The sequence below is a fragment of the Paenibacillus sp. J22P143 genome (genome assembly GCF_059692035.1).
The window spans coordinates 178,676-189,784 of the sequence record NZ_JCAUAQ010000007.1; the positions used below are offsets into that span (position 1 = coordinate 178,676).

Sequence of the window (11,109 nt, forward strand, 5' to 3'; positions counted from 1 at the left end):
TAAGTTCTTTGGAAAAGGATAATCAAATATTGTGAAGGGCTAATAACCAATATTAATTTTGGATCTCAATGTCGTGCTCTTTACACCAGTCAATTACTAATTCTTTAATCTTATTTTCTCTATACATGTACCAATGTTTATCAACACCATGTTCAATTAATCCATCTTTAAATCTCCGAAACGCTCCTCTTCCTTGAATTGCATCATACAGTTCTTCTCGAATCCTCTGATCCTTAATACTCAGAATAAACTCCTCAATGATTTCATATTCATTGAATTCATTTCTTAATGTGAAGTCAACGTAAACCCCGACTTCATCCTCAATTATGTTAATGGCTTTTTCAATATTCTCCCTTTGCCATACAGGAAATTTTTCGAGAGGCTCTTCATCTTCAGCAGCCCCAATTTCTTCTCTCATTAATGTAATAACTTCACCTGTTTTAGTGTTTATAAAAGTAAAAGCATCATCAATTTGAAGTTCAATTTCACTGATTAAATCATCTATCCTTACTGGTTTGTTACTCTTCATATGCCTTTGCTCCTTTTCGATATATACAAACATCATATCCAAAAAAACAAACAAAGCTACCTATTCGGTAGCTTCGAACACGTACTGATTGGATAGTCCAACGTTATGGACATTGAACTAACGTTCACCGTTAGCTTAAAGCACTAACTTATTTATTTGAGTGTTCTGCTGGTGAAAAAAAGACCAAAGTAGTTAGGTCTTCCGTTATATCATAGAATCTATGTTCTTTGTTAGCTTCTACGAATAGGATATCCCCTTTATTAATTTCAGCAATTGTATCTCCATTCTGAAACGAGGCTTTACCTTCAATTATCAAATAAATCTCATCCTCTGTATGTGGATTTTGTTTATCTTGCTCGCCTTTATTCAGTTTATAGAGCCCTACACTCATCGATGGCACCTTCAAAAATTCATAATATGAGGTGTTTTCTACATTTTTAAGCTGATTCAAATGATTATGTAATTCGTCTAATTTAAAATTCAAAGTATAATCCCCTTTCTTTCCAAACATTTCATTTTAGTTTCAATAATTATCTAATAATGATGCAATAAATAGATATAAAATGGAAGGTATAAATTAGTTAATTAGTTATTAATTGAACTAAACTGCCCGTTAACAATAGGCTGCACGCGGCAGCCTATTTACGTTTGTTCAACTATAGTTCCCAGTTAGCGTAACATTTTAATAAAAATAGGTTGGCTTATGAAGGCATCTTACTGTTCGCATATGCAGCCGCGCCGATCATACCAGCTTGTCCACCTAATTTCGCTTGTACTATCTTACAAGCATGGGAAGAGAGCTTTAAAGCATGATTTCCAACGGTATCGCGTACTGAATTTAGCAAGCGATCACCAGCTGCCGACATTCCACCGCCAACTATAACTACTTCTGGATTTAATAGGTTGATTACATTCGAAAGACCAAATCCAAGAATCTTTCCTGTTTCATGCATAACTTCAATTGCAAGTGAATCTCCCAGATCGTATGCCTCTGAAATCAAATGGGAAGTAATTGCCGTTCGATCGTCTCCCACCCATTGAAATACGATACTTGACCGACCGTCCTCAAGCTTGTCTGTAAAGGTTTTAACCATTCCTATCGCAGAGACATATCTCCCTAGACAGCCTGAGCTTCCACAACGACAAGGACGACCTTCCCGATACATATTCATATGCCCAATTTCGCCCGCGCTAGATGTAGTACCGTAGAAAACCTTTCCATCATTTACAATACCAGATCCTAGCCCAGTACCTAACGTGATCAATACCAAGTTTTTGTAACCAATGCCTGCACCAAACAGCCATTCACCATACATATTTACCCGCACATCATTGTCAATAAAAACAGGAAACTCAAAATTACTTTTCATCTGATTCACAACATGAATGTTTTCCCAATCTGGGAAGTTTGGTGAAAATATTGATAGACCTTCCTCTGGATCAAGCAAACCAGGGATTCCCATACCCATACACTTAATAGAAGTTTGACTGATTCCTTCGAACGACATCATCTCTTGAACAATTTCTTTAATTCTGTTTAACACATGAGCAGGACCTTTTGCTGCTTCCGTGGAGTCACTTCTTTGATGAATTCTTTGAAACTCCGTGTTGAAAATTGCGGACTTAATATTGGTTCCACCAAGGTCAATTCCAATAACATATTTACTCATAAATTTTCTCCACTCTCATATATTTTCTAATATCTTATAATACTAGATTATTAAAATAAATGGACTTATGAGACTATTATTATGGAAATTTATTACATAAAGTTACTGCAGTAAACTGCCCTTTAGCTTAATGACCATATGAATAATCCATTACAAATCTAACCTTTACTAATCATAGCCCATTATGCGCATATGTTTGTGTCGCCGGACTTCAACGGTTCACACGGCCTTGCAATGTAGATCACTAACAACATTCAATAAAACATGCATTTTGTTGAATGTTATATGACGCGCCAACCGCTTCTCCTGAGTAGTGTCCATCCATTGACACACAATTCCAATAAAGCTAACCCACAATACATTTGCGCTAGATTTTGCAGCAATGAGCTGCAGTTAGGGGTACAATCTAGACTGTTTCCTTTTTTACAAGTCAAATACATTGTCTATAACAACCATTTAAACTAAATGCGCCCGTTCTTCAGTGGCCTTATGATGGTCAAAATTTTTTTCGTTTTTGTAGCGTATTTCCTCCCAGTGAATGAATCCCTAAATTCTGGTCATCATAAGCCCAAGAAGGAGGGACAAATATTGCCAACCGTTGATATCGCTTCGATTCAAGAGGCCCTATGTCATACCGACGATTTTATCATTCGAGAACTGAATATGGGTGAAGACAAAGCCGTGCTTCTCTATTTGGAAACGATGTGCGACAAGGCAAAAATTGAACTTAGCCTTCTTAAGCAGTTACAGCGTGAATCCATTGATGGGCAAATAGCAATTCCTATGGAAGAACTGCTGACCGCTACCAAAGTAAAGCCCTGCCTCTCGGTGCAAGATGCTGTTGACGCTCTGCTCGAAGGCAGCGCCATCATCTGCAGCGAAACAGCGGGTCTCAGCTACAGCTTCGATGTCAGTCAGCAAAACAGCCGCTCTCCAGAGGAGCCAGAGAATGAGCGCTCCTTAGCGGGAAATCGAGACGGTTTCGTTGAGCATTTGCAGACCAATCTGAATCTGGTTCGCAAACATTTGTCCACTGGTGAACTCAGAGTGCGTTATTTCAAGCTGGGCATGAACGCCAAGCGTCTAGTCGCTATGGTATGGTTGGATGGAACAGCCGATACGGGTATCGTAAATATTGCAGCTAACCGTATATCATCAATGACATCATCACACGACTTGCACCCCGGCCTAATTCGGAAGCAGTTGCGGGAAAGCAAGTATTCCATCTTTCCGCAAACCCTTAGCACGGAACGCGTTGATTTCGCGGCCGCTCTGCTGGCCCGCGGAAGAATCTGCGTGCTTTGCGACCGAAGCAGTGCATGCCTTACTCTGCCCGTTTCTTTTTATACGTTCATGTTGACGCCGGACGACCTTATACAAGGCACTATGCCCTCGTTATTGATGAGGATGGTCAGAGTAGTTGGACTGCTGTTCAGCCTATTTCTGCCAAGTCTTTATATCACGATTACCGGTTACAATTATGAAGTCCTTCCGTTCTCGATGGTTAACACCATCAAGAGCTCCCTGGAAAACGTACCCTACCCACCGTTAATTGAAGTGATACTCATGATTATGATTTTCCAGCTCATTGCTGAGGCCACCCTCCGTCTGCCCTCAACGCTTGCCCAGATGACGGGTATCGTCGGCGGTATCACCATCAGTGAGTCACTTGTCCAAATTGGTTTCGTGTCCAACATCATCATTGTTATCATCGCGCTTACGACGATCGGGAAGTTTGTGATTCCATCGAATGAGTTACGCTCCTCAGCGACGATAATGCAGTTCGCACTTATTATCGGGGCAACAATCTTGGGCTTTTACGGTATTGTGTTTGTGCTTGCCATCATCCTCATCCATTTCCTTTCCCTGGAACCATTCGGCGTCCCGTACTGTTTGCTGGTCAGGAGCATCAAACGATGAAGACCGTGAATATGCCCATCGGTCCCATTCAGTTGTTCTGCCTGCTGTTCCAAACACAATTCGGTCTTGGGGTCTTATCTCTCCCGCATGCGGTTAACGCCGATGCCGGGGCGGACGGATGGATTGCCTGCCTGTTCGGAGGCCTATTGAATACCATTCTATTGATCCTGGTCTGGAAGCTTAGCGAACAAGACAGGAGCAAAACCGTGTTCCAGATGCTATTACAGCGGCTCGGCCCGTACTTAGGACGCTTATTCATTCTGGCGTTTGCCGTCTATTCGTTTACCATATGCTATGAAGCCCTTGCGAGTTGGATTTTTATAACGCATTTATGGGCTTACGAATATACTCCCGCTTGGATACTGGCGGTGCTGCTCATAGGCGTGTGCACCTATCTCGTTTCCAATCCGCCACGTGTTTTTGCCCGCTTCGCCGTGTTCGCCACGGCAATCGTTCCATTGTTCATCGCGCTGATCTGCTATACGCTCAAGGATGCCAATTTGCACTTTGTGATGCCTCTATTTTCTTCCAGCTTAGTAAAAATCGGCTATAGCACTTGGCAAAGTATGATGTCGTTTATAGGCTTAGAAATTCTTATGGTTCTTTCGCCTTGTTTTCAGATGCCGTCTAAATCCGTCTTGCGCACTGCGATTTTCTGCAATATCACAATCACGGCCATCTATATGCTCTGCGTGTTCTCTTCGACGGTCATCTTCAATTCTGAAATAATCAGTTTCATCCGGCATCCGATGCTGTTTCAGTTCAAAACGATATCGGTTAAGCTCATCGAGCGAACGGATATCATCGTGCTGGCTGTTTGGATCCTGTTTATTATCACTACATTATCTACTTATCTGTTACTGTTTGTATCCTCGGTGACTGCCATCGCAAGTCCCAAGAAGGGAATCAAACTTCCTGCGCTGCTCGTGAGCGCGCTTGTCTTGATCGTGCTTGGCCAATGGGAGCTGGATGTCTCGCAATTAGACCGGTTCCAAAGCTTCGTCTCCCTTTATGGGCCAGCAACGGCAATAGGGATCCCGGCATTGATGTTGATGATGATCTACCTTAAAAGATGGTTATCAGGGGGGAAAGGAGTTCGAACATGAAGCCGCACATAGGAAGCTTGCTCCTGGTCCCCCTCCTTCTAGGGTTGACTGGGTGCTGGGACCAACGCGAATTGAAGGAAATACGGATCGAGGATGCAGAAGCCTTCGACTTGCTCGAAAACGGCAAGATTCTGTTCTCTATATCCATTCCGAGCATTAAGTCAAAGCAACAATCATCCAAATCCGAAATCATTGTGCCAATCATCGGCGCTGAAGGAAGGACGATCAACGAGGCTTACGTGGAAATTAAGAAGATGGCCTCCCAAAATCTAGATTTCGGAAAAACACGCCTCTTACTCATCAACAAACGATTGGCACGAAAAAGCTTGTATCCCGCGCTGGAGTCGTATTACCGAGAAGCCCATAGTCCGATCAATGTCAAAATGGCCATCGTGGATGATTCCGCAAGCAAGTTGCTGCAGTTGAAAGCGGAGGATCGCATGATGGCCAGTAACTATCTTTACGAATTGCTACAGAGTGGCGAAGACAACGGTCTGATTCCGAAAGCCTCTCCTTATTTAATTTATTCGATGTTAACGAATCACGGTACCGACGCTACGATTCCGATCGTCAATCCAATTGGCGCAGATCGGGCTAAAATAACGGGACTCGCGCTATTCCACAACAAGCAGATGACCGGCGAGCTTGACAGCAAAGCATCCATGATCTTCATCATGCTCTCGAAATTCAAGCCTGAGTACTTCACTATCACCGAGAAGGACATTTCTTCCAACATGTATGTTTCGCTATTCATGAACCGAGACGGCAAACGTAAAATTGACGTCACAAACGACAAGGACTCCGTCAGGGCGGTTATAAGTGCCGACTTCACTTGTGACCTAGTAGAAGTGCCCGATACGATTCACTTCGATGATGAAATGCTGAAGAAGCTCGGCTCGCAATTGGAGCAAAAGTTGAACGAAAGGGCAAAGGAAGTGATTAAGGAGCTGCAACTAGCCAATTGCGATGCCTTAGGTATTGGGTTGGAAGTAAGAGCGCATCTTTATAGCTATTGGAAAACAATTCAATGGGACGAGGTCTATCCCGAAATGTCCATCGAACCCAAAATCACCGTAAACGTCGTCAATAGAGGCCTTTTGGAGTAAGGCAAAACCGCATAATGATAAATCTGTGTTTGAAGAATCTCTCTCAGATACTCGCTTCGGGCTAGCTACCCATTGCATGTTGAGACCTGCGATATCACTAAACTCCCTCGGAGAACAATAGCTCATAACAATAGGCTACTGAGATGGAGATGCTCGGTAGCCTATTGAAAGTATCTGGTAGCATTCCTATTATGTAGAAATACGAGGTTTGAAAATTAATCAAATCTCTTATTCAATTATCCCATACCAAGTCGAGCCTCTGCGTCTTTCTTTCTCGCGATTTTACCCATATCTAATCATTCAATCAAAAGGAGTGGATCCGATGCGTATCAAACCTAAAATAGCTGCTATCAGTGTTAACTTTGATCTTGGAGCAGACCGCCGGGGCGCAAGTCATGGACCTAATGCCATTTTTGAAGCAGGGTTACTTCAATCGTTACACCAAATGGATTATACCGTTGATCACGTTGCTGATCTGCGTCTGGATAATGAACCAGCAGTTCCCTTAGATGCTCAAGTGGAAACGTCGAATTTGAAACATTTCGCTGAGGTTATTGAGATCAATACCCAACTAGCTGAACAGATTTCTAAAGTCGTTAGCCAAGATTATTTCCCGCTCATTATCGGCGGAGATCATAGTATTGCCATTGGCACAATTGCGGGATTATCTAATCATTATAAGCAGTTAGGGGTCATTTGGATTGATGCACACTCCGACTTAAATTCAGCAGATACAAGCCCGTCTGGAAACATACATGGCATGTCGCTTGCGGTCAGCCTTGGCATCGGGCATCCCTTATTGACCAACATGAAAGGTATAAATCCGAAGGTGAAACCAGAAAATATTGTGCTTATCGGAGCTCGATCTTTGGATGAGGGTGAGAAGAAACTAATTCGCTCCCTTGGTATAAAATGCTTTACCATGTACGATATTGACCGAAAGGGCATGGCACATGTGATGCAAGAAGCAATTGATTATATTAAATTAAGAACAGATGGCGTTCATCTCAGCTATGATGTTGATTCTGTGGATCCTATTGAGGCACCTGGCACAGGGACTGCCGTCAAAGGTGGACTTCAATTCCGCGAAGCTCATCTCGCCGTCGAAATGCTGCATGAAGCAGGTATTGTGACTTCTGCTGAATTTGTTGAAGTGAACCCGTTACTCGACAATAGCAACAAAACCTCCGAGTTAGCGGTAAGCCTTATCAGTTCCTTCTTCGGTGATCAAATTCTATAATCGACTACACAGGAGTCCTTTCATTTCCTGCCCGGAGCACAATAATGCTGCACGCGGCAAACTTTTTACTTTTGTTCAACTATCGTTCTCCGTTTGTTGAATGACTCAATTTACTGCATTGCAGCAAACATCCAAAAAGCACCAAAAATTACTCCCCATAAACTAAGAAGCGAACTAATCAGAAAAGGTAGCCATCGAACTTTCCTTAATTTAATGTACATCATCACCAAAAATGGATATAAAGCAAATATCTTTATTACCAAGAAGATTAACGAAAGAATTAATTCATTATTGAGTAACAATGATAAGATAGCCGTAAAGATTAATCCAGTTACTCCAACTGAATAGCCAAAGAACTCTCCAATAAAACTTGATATGTTGGGGTTAACATCAAGCATTAGAGCGGCTATCATTGGAGGAAACAAAATAATTACATACTGTGTTATCAAATGATAAAAGAAATTCCTTTCCAACAATTTCACCCTCTCACTTTTCGTTCTCAAATTGCGATTTGCACAAAAACAGTATGCTGTCTAGAAGAGCAATATTCGTTGTTTATTGGAAGTATCCTGCCCGTTAACTGGTCAGTCCAGATTTCAGCAATATTTTAACCAAACTAACTTTCTTTCTTATCATCCGTCGGGAATGGGATAAAGTTCTTGTCTTTGTTTTCTGATTTAATTCACCCAATATTCTATATGCAGATTTGCCGATATTCATAAGAACGGCTCGCTGTTCACGGAAATTAGCCTCGGGGAATACTTCTTGGACATTGTTTGCCGCTGCCCCCATGATGCTCGATATCTTCCATTCTGCACCCTTGAGCACAATTGCTTTTTTCGCCTATTGTATTTCTCATTTTCCAGGCTATAATATGACTATAGTCATATTGTGACTACAGTCATTTCGATAAGGAAGTGAGATGCCCTCATGATACGGAACGTGCGAAAACAAGAACTCAAAGAACACATCTATCATAAAGCTATGGAACTTTTTCAAGAAAGGGGTTTCCACCAAGTCACTGTAGAGCATATTACACAGGCTTGTGGTGTAGCAAAAGGGACCTTCTATCTGTATTTCCCAAAAAAAGAAGCTATTCTTCTCCATCTTGGCAAATCGCAGATGGCTGCCGTGCATCAAAGCATTCTTCGCCATGCCCATGTCACCGGATTAAAAGACAAACTTTTACTCGTATTTCACGATCTATTTGCTCGTTATTCCGAAAATTCTGAGATGATTCGACTTACAATTTCCGAGATGTTACGTTCTTCTCTTCTTCTAGAGGATGAAATGCACATTATGCAAGAATTTCAACATTCTCTTTCTATTTTATTACAGCAAGCGCAACAAGAAGGACAACTGTCTCGTCGTCTGTCCTGTGTGGATACAGCGACTGTCCTTGTTGCCATTTACTTTAATTCGATACTCACATGGGCAGCTTCGCCCCAAAATGAGATTGCGGTTGAAGCTTTATTTACGCGACAATTCGAAATCGTATGGCTTGGCATAAGTCAGGATAAGGAGCTGTTATCATGATCATTAGCGCGATATCGGTACTAATTTTACTTTTTATTGGCGGCATCCATCTCTATTGGGCTTTTGGCGGTACATGGGGAAGTCAAGTTGCGATACCAACTCAAAAGGAATCCACAAAATCGGTGTTTCAACCGGGTAGAGATGCTACTGTCATCGTCGCTTTACTTGTAGTCTCAGCTGCATTCTTATTGAGCATTCAGGGGCAATTACTCACATTCATGGCGTATTCATGGGTAAAATGGGGTTGTTGGTTATGTGTTGCCATATTCGCACTAAGAACAATTGGAGATTTTAATTATGTAGGATTATTCAAGAGAGTCAAAACATCGCGCTTTGCCCGCTACGATACTTTCTTTTTCACTCCTCTATGCTTGTGGCTCTGTTTCTCATTTTTCTATGCACTTCAGTTTGGAGGGTGATTCGAATGACGAAGAGAAATTTCATGATTGTTGGTGGCGGAATCGCTGGTTTGACTGCCGCTATTGCGCTTCAACGAAACGGAGAGTCTGTTCAAATATATGAACGGTTTCCAGATGTGCGTATTGCAGGTGCCGGATTATTAATTGCTCCCAATGCCCTTAAAGCGTTTGAACGTTTGGGGTTAGCATCAAAAATCATTGAAAATGGGCAACCTAGCCGCGGTGGTATGGCAATTTTTAATGAGCGCGGTGTCACGCTCTCTGAACTTCAAAATTTAGAATTCGAGTATCCCATGATCGCAATCCATCGTGCTGACCTGCATCGAATTTTGATAGAAGCCCTTCATCCAGGGACTATTCATAGGAATGTAACTTTGCAAAATGTTCACTACGAAACCAGGAATATCGTGCTCTCCTTTCATGACGGAACAACGGTTTCCGGTGATTACTTGCTTGCTGCTGACGGGATTCACTCTCCCATTCGCAAACAGCTCTTCACTAACAAACCTTTACGATATGCAGGTTACACCTGTTGGCGGGGCATCGCTGATCGCTGGCCAGACCTGCAGGATGTGCATCGTTTTTGTGAAACTTGGGGATCCAAAGGGCGCTTCGGCATCGTTCCCCTCCCCAACCAAAAGACTTATTGGTATGCGCTATTGAATGGGCCTGCTGGGAGCAAACGCTTTGAACACTTCCAACTCAGAGATCTCCTTGCCATCTTCGGCAATTACCAGAACCCCATTCCAGCTATCCTTAAAGCTACGTCTGAAAAGAACATCATGCATCATGATATCCATGATATTGCTCCCTTAACTCATTTCACTGATGGACGCACACTCCTTCTGGGAGACGCTGCTCACGCAATTACCCCCAACCTTGGTCAAGGCGCTTGCCAAGCGATAGAAGACGGTGTCGAACTTGTACGGTGCCTGGAAAAGTTTCCAGATATTCCAACGGCTTTCGCTCATTTTGAATCTATCCGTACTAAAAGGACGACTCTGATCTCCAAACGCTCATTGCTGATGGGAAAGTTAGCTCAGTTGGAAAATCCGCTCCTATGCAGTTTGCGCAATCAAATGATACGTTTAACTCCGCCTTCCTTCCAGTTAAAACAACTTGCTTCCTTGTATCATGTTCAATTTAACGATTAAGGATAGTACCAGCATTGCTGACACCTCCCGCATACGCATGGATTAAATTGGAATTTTTCGCATTTAGTAATCTGACACTTATCCTGCCGCTACCTGCTTCACGCTTTCGCATTTTCGAGAGTTCATTAACGCAAACTCCCCTTAGCTTAGAAAAGGCCACCGATTCACCGGCAGCCTTGATTTCCTCGATAGTGCTGTATACATCTTATTTTTTTCGTATTTTTCTTACTATTATTGTTACTGCTAAACCATACTGTCCGCCAATTGACGGCGTAAGTTGTCCTAACCCTGACGGACAAGCTGTCCAGTCGGTGGTTTGAAAAAAGGGAGAATCAAGAACATTCTCCCTGGATGACGCGTTTGACCATGTGATCATCTATGATGCGATGCCCATTCTGAGCTCCGTAGATTAAACTGTGCGTGCAAACC

11 protein-coding genes are annotated in these 11,109 nt (G+C 42.6%); 7 read left to right on the plus strand and 4 right to left on the minus strand.

The features are described 5' to 3' along the window. Positions 1 to 52 precede the first annotated feature (52 nt). From AC58PQ_RS14145 to AC58PQ_RS14155, 3 genes are all read right to left on the minus strand, one after another. Positions 53 to 529: a UPF0158 family protein gene (locus tag AC58PQ_RS14145; protein WP_497242560.1), complete on the minus strand. Its 477-nt coding sequence runs from the start codon at positions 527 to 529 to the stop codon at positions 53 to 55. 148 nt (positions 530 to 677) lie between these two features. Beyond that, positions 678 to 1,013: a cupin domain-containing protein gene (locus AC58PQ_RS14150; RefSeq protein ID WP_497242561.1), complete on the minus strand. Its 336-nt coding sequence runs from the start codon at positions 1,011 to 1,013 to the stop codon at positions 678 to 680. A 217-nt stretch (positions 1,014 to 1,230) separates the two neighbouring features. Then, positions 1,231 to 2,199, minus strand: a complete 969-nt coding sequence (locus AC58PQ_RS14155) for an ROK family protein (protein ID WP_497242562.1) — start codon at positions 2,197 to 2,199, stop codon at positions 1,231 to 1,233. A 588-nt stretch (positions 2,200 to 2,787) separates the two neighbouring features. On the opposite strand from AC58PQ_RS14155, the gene AC58PQ_RS14160 reads away from it, so the two are divergent. The 4 genes from AC58PQ_RS14160 to rocF all read left to right on the plus strand — a co-directional run bounded on the left by AC58PQ_RS14160 (position 2,788) and on the right by rocF (position 7,571). After that, positions 2,788 to 4,119, plus strand: a complete 1,332-nt coding sequence (locus tag AC58PQ_RS14160; protein WP_497242563.1) for a spore germination protein — start codon at positions 2,788 to 2,790, stop codon at positions 4,117 to 4,119. Then, the gene (locus AC58PQ_RS14165) at positions 4,116 to 5,225 is read left to right on the plus strand and encodes a GerAB/ArcD/ProY family transporter (protein ID WP_497242564.1); all 1,110 of its coding nucleotides are present in this window, start codon (positions 4,116 to 4,118) and stop codon (positions 5,223 to 5,225) included. Before AC58PQ_RS14160 ends, AC58PQ_RS14165 begins: the two co-directional genes overlap by 4 nt. Beyond that, positions 5,222 to 6,331 (plus strand): Ger(x)C family spore germination protein, encoded by a 1,110-nt coding sequence (locus tag AC58PQ_RS14170; RefSeq protein WP_497242565.1) that lies wholly within the window; start codon positions 5,222 to 5,224, stop codon positions 6,329 to 6,331. The genes AC58PQ_RS14165 and AC58PQ_RS14170 overlap by 4 nt, the downstream gene beginning before the upstream one ends. A 328-nt stretch (positions 6,332 to 6,659) precedes the next feature. Next, complete coding sequence (gene rocF / locus AC58PQ_RS14175) at positions 6,660 to 7,571, plus strand: arginase (protein ID WP_497242574.1); 912 nt, start codon at positions 6,660 to 6,662, stop codon at positions 7,569 to 7,571. Positions 7,572 to 7,681: 110 nt separating this feature from the next. Here the strand turns inward: rocF and AC58PQ_RS14180 are convergent, their stop codons facing one another. Continuing rightward, positions 7,682 to 8,044: a hypothetical protein gene (locus AC58PQ_RS14180; RefSeq protein ID WP_497242566.1), complete on the minus strand. Its 363-nt coding sequence runs from the start codon at positions 8,042 to 8,044 to the stop codon at positions 7,682 to 7,684. Positions 8,045 to 8,501: 457 nt separating this feature from the next. Here AC58PQ_RS14180 and AC58PQ_RS14185 point away from each other — a divergent pair, with 457 nt between their 5' ends. Genes AC58PQ_RS14185 through AC58PQ_RS14195 form a run of 3 tightly spaced genes read left to right on the plus strand, consistent with a single transcriptional unit; the run spans position 8,502 to position 10,680 of the window. Next, a complete protein-coding gene (locus tag AC58PQ_RS14185) occupies positions 8,502 to 9,107 on the plus strand; it encodes a TetR/AcrR family transcriptional regulator (RefSeq protein ID WP_497242567.1) in 606 nt (201 codons plus the stop codon). Further along, entirely contained in the window at positions 9,104 to 9,526 is a 423-nt protein-coding gene (locus AC58PQ_RS14190; protein ID WP_497242568.1) for a DUF3995 domain-containing protein, read from the plus strand. The genes AC58PQ_RS14185 and AC58PQ_RS14190 overlap by 4 nt, the downstream gene beginning before the upstream one ends. Before the next feature lie 5 nt (positions 9,527 to 9,531). Next, positions 9,532 to 10,680 carry an FAD-dependent monooxygenase gene (locus tag AC58PQ_RS14195; protein ID WP_497242569.1) on the plus strand — a complete coding sequence of 383 codons (1,149 nt, stop codon included), beginning with the start codon at positions 9,532 to 9,534 and terminating at the stop codon, positions 10,678 to 10,680. Positions 10,681 to 11,109: the final 429 nt, after the last annotated feature.